The organism is Micromonospora sp. BQ11 (genome assembly GCF_052068135.1).
Classification (GTDB): domain Bacteria; phylum Actinomycetota; class Actinomycetes; order Mycobacteriales; family Micromonosporaceae; genus Micromonospora.
This window is the reverse complement of sequence record NZ_JBQHDB010000019.1, coordinates 84,147-103,621: the sequence shown is the minus strand read 5'-3', so window position 1 is coordinate 103,621 and position 19,475 is coordinate 84,147. Positions and strand designations below refer to the sequence as shown.

General features: G+C 67.8%; 24 protein-coding genes, 1 tRNA gene and 1 pseudogene. 14 read left to right on the top strand and 12 right to left on the bottom strand.

The features are described from left to right. Window positions 1–126: 126 nt before the first annotated feature. A pseudogene (locus ACTMSW_RS29395) lies at window positions 127–267 on the bottom strand (IS110 family transposase); the annotation flags it as partial. On the opposite strand from ACTMSW_RS29395, the gene ACTMSW_RS29390 reads away from it, so the two are divergent. Together ACTMSW_RS29390 and ACTMSW_RS29385 are read left to right on the top strand one after the other, a co-directional pair. Then, a complete protein-coding gene (locus ACTMSW_RS29390; protein WP_441184039.1) occupies window positions 208–363 on the top strand; it encodes a hypothetical protein in 156 nt (51 codons plus the stop codon). The pseudogene ACTMSW_RS29395 and the gene ACTMSW_RS29390 overlap by 60 nt on opposite strands. A 122-nt stretch (window positions 364–485) precedes the next feature. Then, a complete protein-coding gene (locus tag ACTMSW_RS29385; protein WP_441183996.1) occupies window positions 486–1,214 on the top strand; it encodes an SDR family oxidoreductase in 729 nt (242 codons plus the stop codon). Between the two features lie 100 nt (window positions 1,215–1,314). On the opposite strand, the gene ACTMSW_RS29380 is transcribed toward ACTMSW_RS29385, so the two are convergent. Continuing rightward, window positions 1,315–2,226, bottom strand: a complete 912-nt coding sequence (locus ACTMSW_RS29380; protein WP_441183995.1) for a LysR family transcriptional regulator — start codon at window positions 2,224–2,226, stop codon at window positions 1,315–1,317. 134 nt (window positions 2,227–2,360) lie between these two features. Here ACTMSW_RS29380 and ACTMSW_RS29375 point away from each other — a divergent pair, with 134 nt between their 5' ends. The 5 genes from ACTMSW_RS29375 to ACTMSW_RS29355 all read left to right on the top strand — a co-directional run bounded on the left by ACTMSW_RS29375 (window position 2,361) and on the right by ACTMSW_RS29355 (window position 5,438). Beyond that, window positions 2,361–3,137: an NAD(P)H-dependent oxidoreductase gene (locus ACTMSW_RS29375; RefSeq protein ID WP_441183994.1), complete on the top strand. Its 777-nt coding sequence runs from the start codon at window positions 2,361–2,363 to the stop codon at window positions 3,135–3,137. Window positions 3,138–3,267: 130 nt separating this feature from the next. Beyond that, complete coding sequence (locus ACTMSW_RS29370) at window positions 3,268–3,663, top strand: RidA family protein (protein ID WP_441183993.1); 396 nt, start codon at window positions 3,268–3,270, stop codon at window positions 3,661–3,663. Window positions 3,664–3,964: 301 nt separating this feature from the next. Next, window positions 3,965–4,156 carry a hypothetical protein gene (locus ACTMSW_RS29365; protein ID WP_441183991.1) on the top strand — a complete coding sequence of 64 codons (192 nt, stop codon included), beginning with the start codon at window positions 3,965–3,967 and terminating at the stop codon, window positions 4,154–4,156. A gap of 288 nt (window positions 4,157–4,444) precedes the next feature. Next, window positions 4,445–5,101 (top strand): hypothetical protein, encoded by a 657-nt coding sequence (locus tag ACTMSW_RS29360; RefSeq protein WP_441183990.1) that lies wholly within the window; start codon window positions 4,445–4,447, stop codon window positions 5,099–5,101. Window positions 5,102–5,168: 67 nt separating this feature from the next. Continuing rightward, on the top strand, window positions 5,169–5,438 hold the full coding sequence (locus tag ACTMSW_RS29355) for an STAS domain-containing protein (protein WP_441183989.1): 270 nt from the start codon (window positions 5,169–5,171) through the stop codon (window positions 5,436–5,438). A gap of 312 nt (window positions 5,439–5,750) precedes the next feature. Here the strand turns inward: ACTMSW_RS29355 and ACTMSW_RS29350 are convergent, their stop codons facing one another. After that, window positions 5,751–6,002 carry a hypothetical protein gene (locus tag ACTMSW_RS29350; RefSeq protein WP_441183988.1) on the bottom strand — a complete coding sequence of 84 codons (252 nt, stop codon included), beginning with the start codon at window positions 6,000–6,002 and terminating at the stop codon, window positions 5,751–5,753. Between the two features lie 223 nt (window positions 6,003–6,225). Here ACTMSW_RS29350 and ACTMSW_RS29345 point away from each other — a divergent pair, with 223 nt between their 5' ends. The 4 genes from ACTMSW_RS29345 to ACTMSW_RS29330 all read left to right on the top strand — a co-directional run bounded on the left by ACTMSW_RS29345 (window position 6,226) and on the right by ACTMSW_RS29330 (window position 8,133). Then, a complete protein-coding gene (locus ACTMSW_RS29345) occupies window positions 6,226–6,504 on the top strand; it encodes a hypothetical protein (RefSeq protein ID WP_441183987.1) in 279 nt (92 codons plus the stop codon). Then, window positions 6,501–6,932 (top strand): STAS domain-containing protein, encoded by a 432-nt coding sequence (locus ACTMSW_RS29340; protein ID WP_441183986.1) that lies wholly within the window; start codon window positions 6,501–6,503, stop codon window positions 6,930–6,932. Before ACTMSW_RS29345 ends, ACTMSW_RS29340 begins: the two co-directional genes overlap by 4 nt. A 73-nt stretch (window positions 6,933–7,005) precedes the next feature. Further along, window positions 7,006–7,398, top strand: a complete 393-nt coding sequence (locus tag ACTMSW_RS29335) for an ATP-binding protein (protein WP_441183985.1) — start codon at window positions 7,006–7,008, stop codon at window positions 7,396–7,398. Window positions 7,399–7,761: 363 nt separating this feature from the next. Next, complete coding sequence (locus tag ACTMSW_RS29330; RefSeq protein WP_441184034.1) at window positions 7,762–8,133, top strand: ArsR/SmtB family transcription factor; 372 nt, start codon at window positions 7,762–7,764, stop codon at window positions 8,131–8,133. Window positions 8,134–8,180: 47 nt separating this feature from the next. On the opposite strand, the gene ACTMSW_RS29325 is transcribed toward ACTMSW_RS29330, so the two are convergent. Continuing rightward, entirely contained in the window at window positions 8,181–8,447 is a 267-nt protein-coding gene (locus ACTMSW_RS29325) for a hypothetical protein (protein WP_441184033.1), read from the bottom strand. A gap of 443 nt (window positions 8,448–8,890) precedes the next feature. Between ACTMSW_RS29325 and ACTMSW_RS29320 the strand changes: the two genes are divergently transcribed. Further along, on the top strand, window positions 8,891–9,838 hold the full coding sequence (locus tag ACTMSW_RS29320; protein ID WP_441183983.1) for an NmrA/HSCARG family protein: 948 nt from the start codon (window positions 8,891–8,893) through the stop codon (window positions 9,836–9,838). A gap of 176 nt (window positions 9,839–10,014) precedes the next feature. Here ACTMSW_RS29320 and ACTMSW_RS29315 read toward each other — a convergent pair whose 3' ends face one another. Further along, on the bottom strand, window positions 10,015–10,725 hold the full coding sequence (locus ACTMSW_RS29315) for a hypothetical protein (RefSeq protein WP_441183982.1): 711 nt from the start codon (window positions 10,723–10,725) through the stop codon (window positions 10,015–10,017). 57 nt (window positions 10,726–10,782) lie between these two features. On the opposite strand from ACTMSW_RS29315, the gene ACTMSW_RS29310 reads away from it, so the two are divergent. Further along, window positions 10,783–10,844, top strand: a tRNA-OTHER gene (locus ACTMSW_RS29310). A gap of 31 nt (window positions 10,845–10,875) precedes the next feature. Here the strand turns inward: ACTMSW_RS29310 and ACTMSW_RS29305 are convergent. The 3 genes from ACTMSW_RS29305 to ACTMSW_RS29295 all read right to left on the bottom strand — a co-directional run bounded on the left by ACTMSW_RS29305 (window position 10,876) and on the right by ACTMSW_RS29295 (window position 13,917). Beyond that, entirely contained in the window at window positions 10,876–11,766 is an 891-nt protein-coding gene (locus ACTMSW_RS29305; RefSeq protein WP_441183980.1) for an NmrA/HSCARG family protein, read from the bottom strand. Window positions 11,767–11,865: 99 nt separating this feature from the next. After that, window positions 11,866–12,093, bottom strand: coding sequence for a RidA family protein (locus ACTMSW_RS29300; protein WP_441183979.1), 228 nt, complete (start codon window positions 12,091–12,093; stop codon window positions 11,866–11,868). A 309-nt stretch (window positions 12,094–12,402) separates the two neighbouring features. Further along, window positions 12,403–13,917 carry an endonuclease/exonuclease/phosphatase family protein gene (locus ACTMSW_RS29295; RefSeq protein ID WP_441183977.1) on the bottom strand — a complete coding sequence of 505 codons (1,515 nt, stop codon included), beginning with the start codon at window positions 13,915–13,917 and terminating at the stop codon, window positions 12,403–12,405. A gap of 952 nt (window positions 13,918–14,869) precedes the next feature. Between ACTMSW_RS29295 and ACTMSW_RS29290 the strand changes: the two genes are divergently transcribed. Continuing rightward, a complete protein-coding gene (locus ACTMSW_RS29290) occupies window positions 14,870–14,992 on the top strand; it encodes a hypothetical protein (protein ID WP_441183975.1) in 123 nt (40 codons plus the stop codon). A 99-nt stretch (window positions 14,993–15,091) separates the two neighbouring features. On the opposite strand, the gene ACTMSW_RS29285 is transcribed toward ACTMSW_RS29290, so the two are convergent. The 4 genes from ACTMSW_RS29285 to ACTMSW_RS29270 are packed head-to-tail and all read right to left on the bottom strand — an operon-like array spanning window position 15,092 to window position 19,309. Further along, a complete protein-coding gene (locus tag ACTMSW_RS29285) occupies window positions 15,092–17,371 on the bottom strand; it encodes a glycoside hydrolase family 30 protein (RefSeq protein ID WP_441183974.1) in 2,280 nt (759 codons plus the stop codon). A gap of 21 nt (window positions 17,372–17,392) precedes the next feature. After that, complete coding sequence (locus ACTMSW_RS29280) at window positions 17,393–18,004, bottom strand: methyltransferase domain-containing protein (RefSeq protein WP_441183973.1); 612 nt, start codon at window positions 18,002–18,004, stop codon at window positions 17,393–17,395. Continuing rightward, window positions 17,902–18,651 carry a thiopeptide-type bacteriocin biosynthesis protein gene (locus tag ACTMSW_RS29275; protein WP_441183972.1) on the bottom strand — a complete coding sequence of 250 codons (750 nt, stop codon included), beginning with the start codon at window positions 18,649–18,651 and terminating at the stop codon, window positions 17,902–17,904. Before ACTMSW_RS29275 ends, ACTMSW_RS29280 begins: the two co-directional genes overlap by 103 nt. Window positions 18,652–18,658: 7 nt before the next feature. Continuing rightward, window positions 18,659–19,309, bottom strand: a complete 651-nt coding sequence (locus tag ACTMSW_RS29270) for a lanthionine synthetase LanC family protein (RefSeq protein WP_441183971.1) — start codon at window positions 19,307–19,309, stop codon at window positions 18,659–18,661. Window positions 19,310–19,475 lie beyond the last annotated feature (166 nt).

The window sequence follows — 19,475 nt, the reverse complement described above, 5'->3', positions numbered from 1 at the left end:
GTTGCCCAGCGGGGCAACTGGTTCGCTCCTCAGAGAACCCCAGCTTATGCGTGTTTCACGTGATTAGCACCGGTTCGTCGCATCGGCCGGGACCGGGCCGGCGGTGGGGTGTCCCTATGGGTTTCGTCAAGCGGGGACGGGGCTGGTGGGGCGAGGTTGGTAGGGGATCTTGTCGGGGAGCATGGCGAACAGGAGGTCGCATCGGCGGTGGGCGAGGCAGATGAGGGCGGCGTCGTGGAGTTTGCCTTCGGCTCGTTTCCGGTTGTAGTCCTCACTGAGGAGACGCAACAGGGCGACTTCTTTCTGGAGGAACTCGGCCGCAAGAACCTGGGTGCTCTACCGCTATCACCGGGAATGGGTTGAGCGGCTCGCACACGCCGCCGAGGTCGAGGCGGAGCGCCTTGGACGCTAACCGACCACCAAGCGTTGCTGGCCCCATGCGACCAGCTGTGAGCGCCCGAATTCGAATGAACCGAGGAGGAACCTTGACATACTCACTGCAAGGTAAGCGTGTCATGATCGTCGGCGGCGGCTCTGACATTGCCACGGCTTTGGCCAGCGATCTGCTGCACGAAGGCGCTCACGTCATGTTGGCCGGCCGGGATGCCACGAAGGTTGCCGCGGCGGCTCAGGTCACCGGGGACACCATCGAGACGCTCGCTGTAGATCTCGCCGATGAGGAGTCGCTGCGGGCGGCGGCGGCAACAGTCGCCGCCGGTGGCGAGCTCAACCATCTGATCAGCGTCGCGGCTCAACGGGCCAACGGGCCGGTTGCCACGCTCGAACGACGAGCCGTGCTCGCGGCCTTCGATGCCAAGGTCGTCGGCCCCCTCCTGTTGGCAAAGCATTTCACGCCGCTGATCGCCGTGGGTGGTTCGCTGCTCTTCTTCTCGGGCTTGGCCGCGTGGCGACCGTCACCCGGCGGCGTGGCCATGGCGGCCACCAATGGTGGCGTCACCACGATGGTGTCCGCCCTCGCGGTCGAGCTGGCCCCCATCCGGGTGAACGCCATCTCACCCGGCGTCATCGCTACCAGCGCCTGGGACGCAGTCGGACCCGGGAAGCAGGCGTTTTTCGACAAGGTTGCCGCCACCAACCCCGCCCGCCGCGTTGGGGCGCCGTCGGACATCTCGGCGGCCGCTCGTGCCTTGCTGACCAATCCGTTCATCACGGGCGAGACCCTCCATGTGGACGGCGGCGGACGCTGGGCTTGATAGTCGACCGCCGGTTACGTCGGGCAGAGCGGCACGGGGAGAACTGAATACAGGACCAGCTCATGTGGCGAAATTTTGGGTGGCGGGCGGTGTCTCGCGCTCAGGAGTCATCAGTGAGCTGGTTCTGCACGTCACGGGGCACCCGCAACCCACGCGCACGCAGGTTGGTGATGAAGCGGCTGGCGAGCGGGTCCGGATCGCTCGGCGTTATCGCGACCAGAGAGCGGATCCATCGCGGCGAGAATGATCGAACAGCCCCGGGGAACCCGGCGTTGACCGCACTGACCGGAGTCACGGCGACACCCAGCCCGGCAGCTGCGAGCTGGGGCGCGGCGGTGGTGACTGAAGTCCTCATCACCGCCTCCGCGCGGACTCCGGCCTTGCTGAGTGCCCAGTCGAGCCAGTTGCTCAAGCTGTTGTCCGGCCCGAAATGAACCAGCCTCTCCCCATCGAGGTCCGGCAGTTTCACCGAAGGTTGCCCGGCCAGCCGATGATCGCTCGGAGCGCTCAGCACGATCTCCTCCTCGGCGACGAGGACGGAGCTGAAGCGCTCGTCCACCGGGCCCGGCATCAGCAGGACGTCGACCTCGTCCGCATCGATCAGCCCGAAGAGCTCATCAGCGATTGCCGATTCCCGCAGACTGATAGTCACCTGCGGATGACGGCGGTGCCAGTCCCGGATGACCGGGGCGAGCAGCGGCACGGTCAGACTCTGGGCACAAGCCAACCGCAGCACACCACCCGCCGCTTCACCGACGGCTCGCGCCGATCCCACGGCCGAGGCCGCGGCCTCGATGGCCCGGCGAGCATGAGCGACAGCGGCGCGGCCCGCAGCCGTCAGCCTGACCCCGCGAGGCTCCCGGCGCAGCAGAGTCGTCCGGGTCTCGCGTTCCAGCACGGCCAGTTGATGTGACACCGCGGGCTGCGACGAATGCAGTACCTGCGCAGCTCGCGTGATCGAACCAGTGTCGGCGACTGCCACCAGACACTCCAGCGCCCGCAACGAAGCCATAAAAACAGGTTATAGCAAACCTTCAAAGCATGCATGCCTTGGAGGGAAGGATCCGTAGTCCCTGGTTGCTTGCCTTATCGAGAGTCCCGGTCGGACCTGCTGGCCGGGGAGGTACCCGATTCGAAGGAGTTGGCATGAAGACGCTGATCGTCTACGCCCACCCGGAGCCGAGATCGCTCAACGGCTCGCTGAAGGACCTGGCGGTGGCCACGCTGGAGAAGGCGGGGCACCAGGTGCGGGTCAGTGACCTGTACGCGATGAACTGGAAGGCGGTTGCGGACGCCGCGGACTTCGGCCCGTCTGCTTCGAGCCCGCTGAACGTCGGCGCGGACTCGGGGCGGGCCTTCGACACCGGGACCCTCACTCCGGACATCGTGGCCGAGCAGGAGAAGCTTCTCTGGGCGGATGTGGTCATCTTCCAATTCCCGTTGTGGTGGTACACGATGCCGGCGATCCTCAAGGGCTGGGTCGACCGGGTCTTCACGGCTCACTTCGCACACGGCATCGGTGAGTTCAGCGACGTCAAATACGGTGATCGCTTCGGCGAGGGAACCCTCGCGGGCAGGCGGGCGCTGCTGTCGGTGACCGTTGGCGGCCCGGAGTCGCACTACGCCGAGCGCGGGATCAACGGCCCGATCGACGACGTGCTGTTCCCGATCAACCACGGCATCCTGTACTTCCCGGGCATGGAGGTCCTGCCGCCGTTTGTGGTGCACGGCGCGGGTCGGATTACCGACGAGGACTACTCGGTGATCGCCAAGGCTTGGGAGCAGCGGCTGCTGACCCTGGAGTCGACTGAGCCGATCGCATTCCGCCCGCAGAACCTCGGTGACTACGAGATGCCGTCGCTGACCCTGAAGAAGGGACTGGAGCCCGAGGGCCGCACAGGTTTCGGGCTGCACGTGCGCTAAGGGGCGTCTCGTAACGTTATGGCAATTTCCACAATTTGGCATAGCCGAATCATGTGACCAGCCGGGTTATTGTCGTGCGCCCGTAAATTCGGTCCCGGCCGTTCACTACCGATAGCGGAGGTAATCTTTCATGTCATTGCGTCATCTCGATCCTGAGGGTCTTCATCCCCTCCCGGGCCTTCTCAGCCACGCCGTCGTTCTCCCGGAGGTCGGTCTGGTGTACCTGTCCGGGCAGGTTGCCATGACCAGCTCTGGAGATCTGGTCGGTGCGGGCGATTACGGACAGCAGGCCGAGCAGATTGTCAAAAACATCGACACAGCGCTTGCCGCTGCGGGCACCAACCGTTCGCGCGTGGTGAAGGAAACCATTTATATCGCCAACTATCGACAGGAAGTTGTGGCGCCGATCATCGCCGCCCTCCGGCAGGGGAGCACGACGCCACCACCGGCGCAAACTATCGTTGGCGTCGCCGCTCTCTATGCGCCCGAGTTCCTCGTCGAAGTAGACATCGTCGCCGCCATCTGAGCCTCGATCGATCCACCGATGAAGGCGCGGTTGGTGGGGCCCGGGAGATAGAAAGCGTCCTCTGAAATGAAAGGATAGACGTTTTCAGCCGGAGTTCGTGGCCGCGACCTGCAGCAGTGGGCGCTCGACGAGCCCGCCCGATGGGGTATCCGGGCGGTGCCTTCGCCGGTGCGCGACGCCGACGCCCGCGCGCTCAGGAAGGCCAAGCGGCATCAGAAGGCCCGAACTCAGCAACGTACGCGCGTGCGCCCCGTTGTTGCCGAAGTTGTTGGCCGCTACCACGGCCCGCCGAGACTGGTCGGTGCGGCTGCTGGCTGCGGCCGAAGCCGCCGACCATGACGAGAGTTTCAACCTCGACGGCGTGACCTACCGGCGGTTCGACCCGCCGGCCAGGGCCGTGCGGCTGGCGCGATGCTGCACCTGGCTGCTGCGCCCAAACGGCACCCGCTTCGACGTCGGCGCCACCGGGGCCGACTGCTTCTGGGGGCGCTGATCGAGACCTTGCGGCTGACCGGCTGCCGCATCGAGGAAGTTCTGGAGCTGACCCAGCTCTCGCTGCGCCACTACGGTTGACCCGGTAGATCCACCTGATTCCACCCCGGCGCGAACCGTCTGACCGACCATGTCGCGAGGAGAACCTTCCGATGTCGCACGACCGTCCCGAAGAGACCGCGCTCACGGCAGCGACACCCGGCCGTCACCTACAGGCGTCCGAGTGCGCACCCATCACCTGCGGGCGACGAAAGAGCCAGGCGAGGCACACGCAGCTGGAGATGCCCGCATGACGAGCCCGACGCGAACGACGACGGGTGCTGAAGACGCGACCGCTACCGCCAAGAAGCGCTACGGCCCTGCCGTCGGCGAACCACCGCTCCTGGTCGACCCGCGACGCTGGGGCAGCCTGATCGGCCTGGCTGGGGGCATGGTCTTCATCGCGAGCTATTCGGCTGCGCCGGGAAGGTGGGTCTCGGCGGTCGCGTGGGCCATCGGGGTCACGTTGCTGCTCGTCGCCCTGTACGCGCACTACGTGCGACCGGTACCTCTCGGGCCTCTCGTGCGACCCCGCCCTCTTGCCCTCACGGTGTACGTCGTCGCTGTGGTGGGTGAAATCGGCCTGATCTCCGTCGGCTCACGAGCCCTCGTCGCGGCCGACCAGTCCACGCTGCGACCAGCCCTGATCGCAGCCGTGGTCGGGCTGCACTTCGTGCCGTTCGCGTGGGCGTTCCGGGAGCGGATGTTTCTCTTCCTTGGCGGGGCTGTGGCCGGCATCGGGCTGGCCGGGCTGGTTGTGGGCTCACTGGTGGGCCCGCCCGCAGCAGACGCGGCTGCCGTGATCGCCGGCCTGGTGATGCTCGCCATGATCGCCGCGTACGCGCGAGGACGCTTCGCGCCCCGCCCTACAGGGACAGGTCCTGCGACCGCCCCCGGGCCCCCGTAGTACGGCCCGGGACTGTCGGCATGTACCGAGGCTCGCGGATCTACTTGCCCTTCGCGCCGACCGGAGTGTGGTGCTGCTGTCCGGGGAGCTCGATCTCGCTGGTCGTGACCAGCTCGCGGAGGTTCTACGGGACGCGGTCCACGGGGCGCGGTTGGTGGAGGTGAACCTCGATCAGGTGCGGTTCATCGACTCCACCATCCTCAGCGCTCTCCTGCTTGCCCATCAGAACGCCGTCGAGGCCGGGCATCGCCTGATCGTGACGCACGCGAGTGGCCATGTCCGTCGGGTCCTCGACATGACCGGCGTTATGAGCGTCCTCGGGGATGAGCCCGGCTAAGTCGTCCGCACCGAGGCCCTGACAACGGCCGGTGAGCAGGCTGGGACTTGACCCAGCGCAGCGCGCCGCACCCGTCCAGCTCTGGTCACACAGCGACGAAGGCGGCGGTAGTTTCCCGACGGGCCGTCGGAGGGGACAGCGGTTGGAGTTCGTTCACCGTGCCTCAATCGTCGGCATGGCGAGTCTGGGGCTGCCCCTTCGAGGTCCTTGTGCGCGGCTGTTGACGGTGGAGGATGACCTCGACTTTCCGGTGACGTGCGGAAGCCCCGCGGTTCCCGTCGGAGAACGGGACGCCGGGCTTCCGGAGGTTCGTCAGTCGTCGCTGCGCGGGTCGTGGTCGGCGCTGCGGCTGCCGGACTTGGCCAGGCCGCGGCTGACCAGGTAGCCGATGGTGAGCAGGGTGATGTACCAGGCCTTGTCGGCGGCGAAGTAGTCGCCGCCGTTGTCGGCGGCGCCGTCACCGACGGCGTTCGAGGCGATCAGAACCCCGATGACCGCCAGCAGGTAGACCGCCAACTCGGTGGTCTTCCAGGACGGCTTGGTCTCGTCGCCGTGCCGGTGCACGCGACGAACGTCGTGTCCGGCGTGGTCGGTGCCGCGGCTCTGGGCGGGCGTGGTGTCAGCTCCCGAAGTGCGATGTGAAGGATCGAGCTCGTTGCGGCTTGTCGTCCGCTACCGCCGCGCCGGATCGATACCCGTGTGCTTATGGGGGAAAACCTTCGCCTCCGTGCGGTAACTCGACGTTCATCACAACGGCGCTGGTGACCGCACCTCCACCGTCGACGTCATGGCCGCGAAGGCCGAGGTCGACTACAACAGCGACGGCGCGGTGAAGACCTGGCCGGCGAGTGGCTGCGCACCGTTCTGTGAGGGTGCGACGACTGTTCGCATGATCGACGGTCGACCGTTGAGGAGACCCTGGCCCTGTGAAGAGGGCCACCGTGGGCTGTGGCTGGCCCAGCAACGAAGAGGGACACTGGTTATCGACACCAGCGCACTCGGTACCACCGTGTGCGTGAGCGCGGTCCTGCGCAGAACCGACGAGGCGACGAACGGGCGGCCATGAGCGACGAGCCAAGAGAGATCTGGACGGCTGACATCCGCCCGTACGCCGAACGTGTCGTGGTTGCCCTCGCCGGGGAGGTCGACCTGTCGGGGTTGGCCGACCTGCGGCGGGTGCTGGGGCAGGCGAACAGCTATGGCGTCACCGTGGAGGTCGACCTCGCGGGCGTGAGGTTCATGGATTCCTCCGGTATCAGTGCCCTGATCGGCGCCTATCACGGCGCCGTTGCGGGCGGGCATACCCTGACCGTCACGAACCCGGGCGGTCAGGTCCGCCGAGTCTTGCAGATCACTGGCGTGCTCGACCTGCTCGCGACTTCGCAGCCCGGCGTTGGGGACCGCGCCGAGACCGCTGCCGGCCGTTTGTCAGAGGAGGCCGGTGGCCGGCGGGCGCGGATGCGTGACGGTCTAGAGGACGTAGCGTCGGGATAGCGTGGCCCTGGGTGGGTATCGCCCTGGTATGGCCGGCAGAGCTGCGCGGGGCACGTGGGCCGAGATGCCGCCAGTGACGCTATTGACGGAGTCGTTCACCGTCGACGATATTCCCCGGCTTCGTCGCGCTGTCGCCGCCGCGGCAGCCGAGGTGGGCCTGCCTGGCGATGACCGGGATGACTTCGTGGTGGCGGTGCATGAGCTGATGACCAACGGGGTGCGCCATGGCGGTGGCGGGGGCGAACTACGGCTCACTCATGACCATGTGACGTTGACCTGCTGTGTCAGCGACCGCGGGCCTGGTGTGACTGGCGCTGTCCCAGAGCGGCCCGAGCCGAGCGCGGTTGGTCGGCGGGGGCTGTGGCTCGCGGACGCGCTCACTGACGGGCTGGTGCTCGACTGCGGCCCCGACGGGATGGACGCCGCGGTCAGCGTATCGATCAGACGCCGACCGGCCGGCGAGTGAGAGTGCCGGCGGGCAGCGCGCAGATGTGGCGGCGTTGGGAGCGGGCAGCACTGGCCACCCTCGACGAGCGCGAGCAGAAGATTCTCACACCGCGCTTGTCACAACTGCGAAGGAACCCGATCCGACCCAGGTGAGCATGCTTGGGGACGAGGTCGAACACCTGCAGGACGGCCTCCTGAACTACGGCACCCAACCGCTGCGAGACGACCTCGCCATCCTCGCCATTCAAATCGATGCGAACGTGGTTGAACCTCGAGTGAGTTAGCAGCCGGGCAGTCCGCGGCGCGGCCGATGCCGCTGCGCCCAGAATTCAGCGTGATCCGCCCCTCGTTCCGCCGGCCTGCCGGTGGTGTTGCTGCAACGATGCAGGGCGTGGGAACTGTGGAAACTGCAACGCTTGCTATCTCGCCCCTTGCTGGCGAGCCGATTAAGCGCGCCGATGCTGAGCGGCTCGCGGGAGTGCTGAAGGCTTTCGCCGACCCGGCTAGGCTGCGACTGCTCAGTCTCATCCAGTCGTCTCCGGAGGGCGAGGCGTCCGTGAGTGACCTCACCGCGCCGCTCGGTCTTTCCCAGCCGACCGTGAGTCATCACCTTCGGATCCTCACCGAAGCCGGGCTGCTTGAACGCGAGAAGCGCGGCGTCTGGGCGTACTACCGCCTGGTGCCGTCCGCGATCACCGCGGTCGCCGACCTGTTGACGCCACCGCGCAAGCGGGCGACGAGGAAGACCCGCTGAACGACACCGTCGAAGCTGGCGTTTGCCCGTGGCGGCCCTGGGTTCGATCAGGGCGGCGGTCGGCGCGGTGTTAGGCAGGAGCCGGAATTCGGCGAAGGATCTCCGACGGCGGTGCGCCGTAGGGGCGTAGGTCGCGGTAGCCGGAGTCCAACCGTGACAGACCGCAACTCCGCAAGAAATGACCCGGCCTGTGTCCACCGAGTCAGCCTCCGCCGGTGCGAGGACAAGGATGGACCGGCGGAGGGCTGCGCCTGGACCGCGACCTGGCGAAGGAGAAGCTGACCTACTCCCCGTCGGCGGTGCGCCTGGCGCACCGCGATGGCGAACACGTACGCGTGCGGTGGGTTCAACAGTAACCGTGTGAGTGGCGTGACCAGGCTCGCGACCCGACGCCCCCGGACCTCGGGTGCACGCCAAGCCGGTGGCCGTCATCGACGCCGACGTACGGCTAGTGCGGTTTCCAGGAACGTGGCGGTGTCGCGGCGAGGTCTAGGCGGCGATCCGGCCAGGCGGAGTCGGGCCTGGATACCGGTGTTGTATCCGGGCCCGACTCCAACGCCGCCGGTCGTCGGCTGAGCCCGGCGCGACCCGGGCGTCAACGCGCCCAGAGTCGCCCCAGCGCCCGCTCGGCTCTTCCGAGCCCGGCGTGCCGCGCGCCACATGGGATGGGCAATAGACCGGGAATGATCGATGTGCGGCCCCGGTTGAGTCGGTCGCAGGAGGCCGGAACTACCGGCCAAGCGCCAAGGAGTGGGACATGAGCGAGAAGAAAATCATCGCAATCGTCGGCGCGACCGGGGCCCAGGGTGGCGGTCTGGCGCGGGCAATCCTCGCCGACCGGGACAGCGAATTCACCGTCCGCGCGGTAACCCGGGATGCCACATCGGAAAAGGCGCAGGAGTTGGTCAAACTCGGTGCCGAGGTGGTCCAAGCCGACAACTACGACACAGAGAGCCTGGTGAAGGCGTTCACCGGCGCGTACGGCGCGTTCCTCGTTACCAACTTCTGGGCGCACATGTCCGCCGAGAAGGAGTCGCAGGAGGCCGCGAACCTTGCCGAGGCCGCCAAGCGGGCCGGTCTGCGGCACGTCATCTGGTCGACCCTTGAGGACACCCGGGACCACATTCCGGTCGACGACCCCCGGTTGCCCACCCTTCAGGGCCGATACACCGTGCCGCACTTCGACGCGAAGGCCGAGGCGGACGCGTTCTTCACCAACGCCAGGGTGCCGACCACGTTCCTGCGGACGACCTTCTACTGGGAGAACCTGGCCAGCGGTTGGGGCGCCACCCGCGGCGTCGACGGCGTGTTGACGCTGTCGCTGCCGATGGGCGACAGTCGCCTCGCCGGCATCGCGGTGGAGGACATCGGCCGAACCGCGTACGGCATCCTGAAGGCCGGCACCGAGTACGTCGGCCGCACCGTCCACATCGCGGGCGAGCACCTCACCGGCGAACAGATCGCCGAAGGCCTGTCCCGGGCTGTCGGCGAGCCCGTCGTCTACCGGCCGCTGTCCCACGACGCCTACCGCGCCCTCGGCTTCCCCGGGGCGGACGAGGCCGGCAACATGCTCCAGTACTACACCGAGCACGACAAGTACTTCACCGGCGTCCGCGACCTCGACGAGGTCCGCCGGCTCAACCCGGACCTGCAGACCTTCGACCAGTGGCTCGCCGCCAACGGGCACACCATCCCACGCGACTGACCCGTCGCGCCACACCGACGGCCGCCGCTCCCCGGCTCGGGGGGATAGCGGCCGTCGGCATGTCGGGGCCCGATCACTGACCGAAGCGGCCGAAGACCTGCGTACCGTCGGGTTCCTCGCTGAGGGCGCGAGCAGCGTGCCTTCGAAGCGAGAGTGGCTGCTCAGCAAGGCACTGATCAGGAGCCCGTCTTGCCGAGCGGCAGGCTGATGCGCAGGGACGATGGGAAGACCTCGTCGTTCAACTCAAGGGTGATGTCGAGGCCAGTGTCGAGGATCGCCTGGATGTCCGCGTCATCCTGCGAAGCGATAACCGCCAGGATGTCGTCACCGGCGTAGATCGCGATCGGTGCCGGTGCCGGTTCTCCCCGAACGGGCTCAAGCGACAACCGGCGACCATCAAGGGACACCCACGCCGCGTCGCGCACATCAACGCTGACGGCGCCGGTCTCCAGGAGCGTCTTGAGCAAGCTCCGGCTGCGCAGCCTGGTGAAGTCCAGAAGGTCGAGAACCTCCGACGCGGAAGCGTCGTAGCGGTCACGCCACTCCGCGATGCCCATACCTGCGAGCCAGGATCGGAGATCCTCGTGCGTCGCTTCCACGCCGATCGGTAGATCGGCGACGACCGCGTGGGCCAGCCTGCGGGACCGAATACCTGCGATCATCAACCGTAGGCCGTGGGGGGAGTTGACCCCGTAGCGGATGTATCCAGGCAGCTCTGGGCAGAGCCGCTCATCAGTTTCCGCGTCCAGCAGACCGTTGTTGACCAGCTCGACCACAGCGCCGACGGTCCAGGACAGGTAAGGCTCGAACTGTTCGGTGACCGCGCCGACCATCTGCTCAACCCGCCACGCAGGTTCCGGTGCGGCAGCCAGGTGGGTGTCGGCCAACTGGGGGAATGTCTGCCCAGCAATCCAGTCGATGTAGAGTGCTAATTGTAGAAGTTTGCGCCCGGAGATTCGGACTACGGATCAGAAGGTTAGGGGTTCGAATCCCTTCGGGCGCACCAGCGACACACTAGCCCTGACCAGCTCGAACGGTCAGGGCTGGATCCTTTCCGGGCCAGGTAGTTGGTCTCGATTCACGGTCCGGTCCCCGAAAGCCTTCCTGGCCCAGTCGGCGAACCGTGTCCAGCCGATCTCGGGAAACTCGGCCCGCAAGGCGTCCGGGTCGGCCTGGTAGCCGTCCCCCGCGAGGAACGTCCACATCGCGTGCATGTCGGGGTCACCGATCGTGGCCAGGTCGTGCCGGACGTGGCGGACCTCTTGCTCGAGGACCCGAGTGAAGGCCTCGGCCATCTCCGTGGGCGTCGGCGCGTCGCTTGCGACCTCGATCCGCCGTCCGGCCAGGCGCCCGGGTTCGGTCAGCCCGATCACGGCGAGGGCGGCGAGGTCAGCGCGGTCGAGCTGCTGGAGCGGGTGTTCGGAGGCAATCGGCAGCCGCAACACCCCGGAGTACAGCTCGTCGCGGCTGCCGAGGGCGTTGTCGAAGAAGTAGGTCGGGGCCAGGACGGTGTGCTGCAGGCCGGACGCGCGCAGCTCGGTCTCGATCACGCTTTTGCTCTCGAAGTGCGGGACGCCGGTGCCCGCGTCGGCTCCGGCGACCGAGCTGAACACCATGTGCGGGAGCCGGGCGTCGACGGCGGCGCCGATGATCGCCCGGCCCTGGGCAACCTCCGCGTTCGTGCCCGCCTCGAACGGGGTGGTGACGGCGAAGGCGGCGGTCACGCCGTCCATTGCCGCGCGCACCGCGGGTCGGTCGGACAGGTCGCCCGCGACGAGCTGCACCCCGTTCTCAGCGAGTGCCTGCGCGCGCGGCGCGGCCGGGCGCCGCACCAGGGCGCGGATCGTGACCCCGCGTCCGCGCAGGGCCTGGACGACGGCGCCGCCCTGACCCCCGGTCGCTCCCAGCACCAGGATCGGATCGGTCATGTCTGCCTCTCTCGTGGTGACTCGGCACGACGACGGACCCTTGGGCAGAAGGCAGAAGGTCCCCGTCGTGCAGATCGGTCGAACCCGTCGCGATCGAGGCTATCGCGGTAGATCGAGCAGCACGATCGCGCCGATCTCAACGAGCTGACCCGGGAGTGCCAGCTCCGTGACACCGAAGGTCGTGCTGGTCGGCCGGTGGTCGCCGAAGTACGCACTGTGCGCGGCGCCGACCGGGCCGAAGTTCTCCCGGAAGTCGGTCATGATCACCCTGGTCTCGATGACCTGACGGCGGGTCGCACCGATGCGGCGTATCTCGTCCGGGCTCACGGTCCGACGTCCGATGAGGCGGCGCAGGGTGGCTTCGGCGGTGACCTCTTCGGCTTGAACGTCGGCGATCCACCGGCTGACGACCGTGGGTTCGGCGCCGCTGTCGAGAGCGGCGCGGTAGCGGTCCAGCCGGGTGGCGCAGCTGTCCAGTGTTTCCCTTGCTGCCTTGATCGCCTGCTGGTCGGCGTCGTCGTCGGGGCCGTGCCATGTACTCGCGGGCCTGAACAGTGCGGAACGGTGTACGGCCAGGCGGTCATTGCCAGGCGGCGACGGCGTGAATGTGCCACGCCATCGCCGGATGAGCAGTGTTCAGTTGACCTGGAAGACGGTGAGTACGGCGGCGTGGTCGGAGGGCCAGGCGTTGGCGGACGGGTTCGACTGCTCGGGCGTGCCTTCCCAGAGGGCGTCGGAGGACAGCACGTTCAACGGGCCGCGGTAGTGAACGAAGTCGATGCGGTCCTGCGGTTCGGGCTCACCGGTGTGGGAGTCGTAGCCGTAGCCGCCGGTGAAGGTCTTGTAGACAGGGGACCAGGTGTTGCCCGGATCCTTGGCCGGGTCGGGGTGGGCCTGGCGGTAGGAGTCGATCAGGCCGGCGTTGGCCGGAACCGTGGAGGTGGGCCAGGCGACGGGGCCGTACCCGCAGCGCGAGTTCGTGGCCGTCCAGTCCAGGTGGGACGGAGCGTTGAAGTCACCGGTCAGCAGGACCGGCGTGGTCGAGGCGGCGGCGAGGTCGTTCTTCATCGCGGTGACGATGCTGTTGATCTCGCCGGTGCGGCCCGAGGACGACTCCCGGCTCTGCAACTGCGAGACGGTCATCCGGCCGAAGCAGGCGTCGTAGGGGCCGTACGGGGTGTAGCCGAGGTGCGCGCTCCACAGCCGCAGCGACCGGGCGCCCAGGTTGATCGTCGCGGCGATGGCCGAGCCGGCGACGGTGGGCGTGGTCCCGGTGATCGGATAGCGGCTCAGCACCGCGATGTCCGAGTCCTGGAAGTACGACCAGCCGAGAGCGGCCGCGAGTGCCTGTGCGGCGCTGCCCTTGTTCTCCTGGATACCGATCACGTCGATGTCGCGTTCGAGCAAGAACTTGAGCTGCTTCTCCCGGCCGCTGGTGACCACCGTGCCGCCGTGCCAGAGGTTCCAGCTCAGGGCCCGCAGCTGCGGGACGAGCGCGCCGGACTGGACGCGGATCGTGGCTGTGGCGGTGGTGCTGCCGGAGGCGGTGGTGGCGCGGATGTCGAGCGTGGTGGTGCCGGCCGTGGCGGGCGTGCCGGTGACCATGCCGGTGGCCGACACCGTCGCCCAGGCCGGGCCGGAGGTCTTGGTGAAGGTAAGCCCGGTGGTGTCGCCCTGGACGAGGCCGCCGACCGTGGCCGAGTAGGCGGCGCCGACCTTGGCGTTGCGCAGCGTGAACGCCGAGGTGGGGAAGCGCGGCGTGCCGCCGGCGGTGAGTCGGACCGAGACGGGCTGCGCCAGCCAGGTGTACCCGTCGTTGTACAGGAAGTACAGGACGTAGGTGCCCGCCGCGAGTCCCGCGGTGGGCAGGGTGCCGGACCCGTTGGCGGACGGCGTGTAGACCCACTTGGTCGACGGCCCGACGTACTTCTCGTTGACCGGCCCGTTGCCCGGATCCGTGTAGAGGCCCACCCAATTCTTCGCGGTGGGCCGCGGCGTGGAGTAGGTGAACCTCACATCGGTGCCGACCGTAACGGACACCGACGACACCGTCAGTGTTCCGTCGGCGGCGGCCACGGCCGGCTGGGCCGGCGATACGGCGACCACGGTGATAGTGAGGACGGCCATCACCAGGGCCAGGACTTTGCGCATGGGGACTCCGAGAATCGAGGGATGGGCGATCCCCGGTGATCCTCGGCGTCGGGCATGCCGGTGATATGGCTGCTTGCTCACGCCGGGGCTACGCGCAGCTGAACAACTCCGTAGACCCTGTCGCTGTTTGTGCGCCGGCTCGGTAAACTGCCGGTGAATTGCGGTCGCCGCGCGGGAGCGGCTGCGCTGCGGTGCGAGCATGAGTGAAGTGACCCCTATCGGCCGGACACCTCGATGTTTATCAGGGACTCGTGGTGGATCTTCTCGTAGGTGTCGGGGCTGAGGTTACCGAGACGGCTGTGCGTGCACGAATGGTCTTCGCTCTATGGCGTGCATGCGATTGCGCAAGTCTTCGCCGAGAAGAGTGCAGACGGCAAGTGGGACGTCGAAGTGGATCATATAGTCATGTTCGACAGCGAGTAGCACAGGCCGTCCGCGGGCCACAAGGTGGTGTCACCCCAAGGGCAAACCAGGCCGCTGATGGCCGCACCGACCAGGCGGCGCGCCGTGCCTGGTGACGGGACGTCCCCGATGGCGGGGGAGTGGGGCGCGGTGGGACCCCGCGCCATCCTGTCGGCCTGCCCCCGTTTACCCCCCGAAAACCCCCGCCTGCCGTTGGCAATCGGTGACAATAAGCGATCAGTGTTTGGTCGTGTCTGTGCAGCTCAACGCCTATTTCTGACAATCAATGACAAGTTCGGTTTGGTTGCGGATGGTAACAGAAGGTTAGGGGTTCGAGTCCCTTCGGGCGCACAAGATCATGATGGGTCCGAGCTGCGTAAACGCGGTTCGGGCCCTTTCTGCTGCCCGGCTGGTCTGGACGGTGGGTGTCACGTGGGTGCGGTGTGGGTGCGGCCCGGACCCAGTCACAGCAGGTTCGCCAGCGACGGCGCTTTGAGAAGGCGTTCGATATGTTCTTGATCTACTAGTATGTGCCTCGGTCGACTTCCTGATGCAGCTCACGACCTTCCGGGGGAGAGGCGGCACGCTGGAGCAGCGCACCGGGGCGCTGTCCCGCTTCGGCCGGCTCATCCTCGGCAGGCTGTGGGACGCCGTGACCTGCTCGCCGCTGTGACCGGTAGCGGCGTGTGGAACGGCGGAGTACGGCGACGGTGGTGCGGACCTGTACACCACCGTCCCCGTTCCTGGATCTCGGGATGAACCAGTTGCGCTACTAGCCGATGTCGACCCGGTCCAGCGTGACGTAGAAGCTCGTCGCGCTGGAGTTCTTCGTGCCGGTGACCCGCAGCTTGAGCGTGTGCGGCTGATTGGACAAAAGGGGACTGGTCCACAGCAGGACGTTGTCGCTCCGGGATGCGGCGTAGTAGTCCACGGTGGTTTCGGGGCCGTCGTCGATCGACACGGCGCCGATGCCGTGCCCGGGGTCGCGGGCGCCGTAGAGCCGGATCTGGCTGCCGTTGAACGCGACCGTCGCCGTGGCGCCGGCGCTGGTCGAATAGTGGTTGTCGTTCTGATACGCGCCAGACTGGCCGGCGTAGTAGCCCCACGTGCCCTGGTAGTTGACCTGGTTTGTCCCGGTGCCCGTGGTGTTGTCGTTGACGTTGGTGGTCGTCCGTACGACGTCAACGCGGTCGACCGTCACGTAGGTGTTGGTGGCGGCGGGGTTTCTCGTGCCGGTGACGCGGATCTTCAGAGTGTGCGCCCCGGGGGTCAGCTTGGGGCTGGTCCACAGCCGCACGTTGTCGACGCGGGTGGGGGCGTAGTAGTCGACGCCCATCTCGGTGCCGTTGTCAATCGACACGGCGGCGATGCCGTGGTTGGCTGCCCGAGCGCCGTAGAGCTCGATCTGGGTGCCGGTGAACGGGATGGTGACGGTGGCGCCTGCCGTGGTCGTGTAGTGGTTGTCGTTCTGGTGGGCACCGCTCTGGCCGGCGTAGCTCCAGCCGGTCCCGTAGTTGAACTGGCTCGTACCGGTGCCGGTGGTGCTGTCGTTGATCGGTGTGGTGGCGCCGCCGTACGACACGCCCCCGACGACGTACGTGGTGATCGAATTGGCCGGGACCGTGGCGGAGAACCGCTTGTTGGTCACGCCGATGTCGCCGAGCTGGGCCAGGTTCTGCGACGCCGACGTGCGATATGGTCGGGCACTGCCCGACACGCCGGAGAATCTGGTCAGGTCGTAGTCGACGGCCCGGTCGCTGCCGGTGTCGTTGTGGGTGACCAGGACGAGGGTGTTCGTGGCCGGGTTGAACGCGGCGACGGTGTCCTGGTCGCCGGAGGAGATGATCTGGTAGCCCGCACGGATGTACCGGCTGTAGTTGGCCATGGCGTAGAACTGCTTGGTGCGGGTGTAGGTCTCGGTGCTGCCGGTGAACGGCGCGTGGATCAGACCCCAGTTGTGCGGGTCCCGAGCCGCAGCGCCCTCGTCCTCGACGGCCTGCCAGTAGACCCAGGCGCTGGGTCGCAGCTCGTTGAGGTCGCCGGTGATGCGGTCGGCGAGCGAGAGGCCCGTGCCGATGGAGTCGTGGTCGTGGGCTCCGCCGCAGCAGCCGTATTCCGACACCCACAGATTCTTGCCGAGCCCCGCTGTGGTGTCGCGCAACGACGCCAACCCGGAGTTGTTGTAGGTATGCGTGTTGACCTGTTCGAGGTGACCCCGGGCCGTGGCGTCGAAGGACGTGACGGCGTTCTTCGCGGCGGTGACACCGTTGCTGTCCGGGGCGCTGACCCCGGTCAGGGTCAGCCCTCGCGCGTCGAGCTGCTGGCCGAGCTTGGTGACGATGGACGCCTGCTGCGACTCCGACCAGGCGCTGCCCTCCTGGCCGCCGCCCGCGCACCACCAGGTGCCGTCCGGTTCGTTGACCGGCGAGACGGTGGAGAACGTGGTGCCCCAGGAGTCGCGGAAGTGCTTCGTGACCTCGGCCAGGTACGCGGCGAACGCGTCGTACTGGTCGGCCTTGAGGTTGTTGCCGCAGTCGGAGGCGCCCGAAGTCTGGCCGCTGTTGGTCATCCACCACGGCGGCGAGTTGGAGAACCCCTCGAACACGTCGGCGCCGCGGTCCTTGGCCGCCTGCAGGATCGTGCGCTGGTTGGCGTCCCGGGACCAGTCGTACGTGCCGTCCGCGTTGACGTAGCTGCGTACGGCGGCACCGGCCCGCATCCCGGTGCTGGTCGGGGAGCTGCCGCCGATGTTGTAGCGCGCGATGTTCATCGCCAGGCCGGACGAGCCGAAGACCTCGTCAGCGACCGCGTTGCGATTGGTCGCCGACCAGCCCCCGATGACGTCGGCCCACCACGCCAGCGACGTACCCCATCCCTGCCAGTGCGCCTGGTACACGTCTGTGGGATCGACGGAGGCCACGGTGGCCGCCGAGGCGGCCTGCCCGGGGACGAGGAAAGCTCCGACGAGGGTGAGCAGTGCGGCGACACGGGTTGCCAGACGGCGTAGTGGGCGGGGGCGGCCCCGTGACGGATGGCGTGCGTTCTGGTGCATGTTTGTCTCCTCCGTGTCGTCCTACGGTGGGGGGCCCGATGACGCTGGTTGCGGTTCCTCGGTGGTGCGCGCGCCCGGTGATACGGACGGGTGCGGTCCGGCGCTGGGCACGGTGCGGTCCGGCGTTGGGCACGGTGCGGCTCGGAACGCCGGGGCGGGGTGGCGGAACCGGATGGGGTGGCACCCGAACCTGGATTGTTCGGCCGTGCGTAGCGCGGAGAACCGCTGGTCGGAGCGATGGAATGGGCAGTAATCTCTTGGGCTATCGTGGGATGTTAACGTGAACATGTCAAGGTTTCCGGCAGGTAAACTGAGGTTCGCGGGCGCCGTCACCGTGCACGACGTCGACTTGGCGACGCCTGCGGCGGCAAGGTGTTTCCGAGCGCCCTCGACGAGATCGTCGTCGACGTCGATGGTGACGACGCGTCCGGTGTCGCCGACGATGGCGGCCAGGAGAGCGGCGTTGTAGCCGGTGCCGGCGCCGGCCTCCATGACCCGGTGGCCCGGTCGGGCGTCGAGTTGTTCGAGCATCATGGCCACGATCCGGGGCTGCGAGGCGGCGCTGATCGAGGCGCCACGGCCGTCGGTCTTGGTGTAGACGGGGCTGTCGGCGTACGCCTGCTCCAGCGGCACGCCTCGAACGCGTCGACCCATGGGCCGTGGCCCGCCAGCGGGCCGTTGCCGGTGGGGTGGCACAGGCTGCGGATGTCGACGATCATGAGTCGGTTCATCGCCCGGCCCAGGGCGGCCGTGCCCTCCTCGTTTGCGGGCAGGGCCGGGGTCGGGCGCAGCTCGGCGACCTTGGCCCACACGTCGCCCTGCTCGTACCAGTCCAGCCCGGCGCTCCGCATCAGCACGCTGGACAACAGGACGGCCAGTTCGCTTCTACCGAGAGCGGCCGACCCGGTGAGGCCTGGTCCCAGGAGCAGTTGGCGGCTGTCCTGGTGAAAGAGGTCGTGGGCGACCTGCATTCCGGCCGAGTCGCCGAAGGCGAGGGTCTCCGGCTCGTAGATGCCTCGGGTCCAGTTGACGATCCGGTCCTTGACGGCGAGCGTCTCCAGCAAGTCCTCGACGAGGTGAGAGGTGGGGTCGTCGGCGACGTACCGCCACTGCCACGAGGGGTACTTGCGGACGTACCACCAGCCGTGCAGGACGCCGTCGTCCTGCGCAGCGGCCGGCCTTGGGGCCAGCACGGTCGTAGCGATGTGCTCGGCTGAGGCTGGGCTGGAGAACACGACGGTGTACTGCCGCCAGTCAGGTATCGGTATCGGATCGGACATCCTCACGTCAGGATTGGACAGGGCGGGTGGTGAACAGGCAGGAGTCCCAGGAACTGCCCGGCGGCGACGCGGTGCTGCAGCTCAGGGCGGCCAGGGTCACTCCGGCGGCACCTTCGAGCAGCCCCGGGCCGGCGTCGATCAGGGCAGCAGCCGTACGCCGAGGGCCGGCACCTGCGGAATCGATCAGGCCGAGCAGGTGGGGAATTCGAGCGTCGAGGCGGGCCGCGATTCCCGGGGGCGCGTCGACGGCAACGCGGTGGGCGATGTGCGCGAGGCCGGCGTACCCGTGGCACAGCGAGGAATTCGCGGTTGCGGCGAGCTGACGCGGGTCGATCAGAGCGCGGGCGAGCGCGTGTCCGGCAGTCACGCGACGGCCCGGGTCGCCGGTCGCGAGAGCGGCGAGCTGCTGCGCGTACGCCAGGCCCGCGGTGCCGTAGCACCACGACGGCCGCTGGGTGTCCGACGTCGAGGCGCGGCCCGCGCGCAGCTGCGGCCTGGTGATCCAGTACGGCCAGATCGGGCCGGCGTCGCTGTCGCTGCGCCACCGGTCGAGCCACGAGCAGACCGTCGCGATGGCCGTGAGTCGACCCTCGACGCGGACGCCTCGCAGGGCGGCGAGCGACAGAAGCGCCAGCGACCGCAGTTTCGACCGCTCCAAGGCAGGTCTCGTAACTCGTTGGCCGATTGGCATCCGTGCTCAGCTCTACGACCCATGATGGACGGGCTGCCGCTCAGCGGCCCACGATGACTGTCGGGGCCGACAGAGTGCCAGTGCGGAGCGCGACGACGGCGGGGGAGCGAGCGCTGATTTACTCGGCACCCAA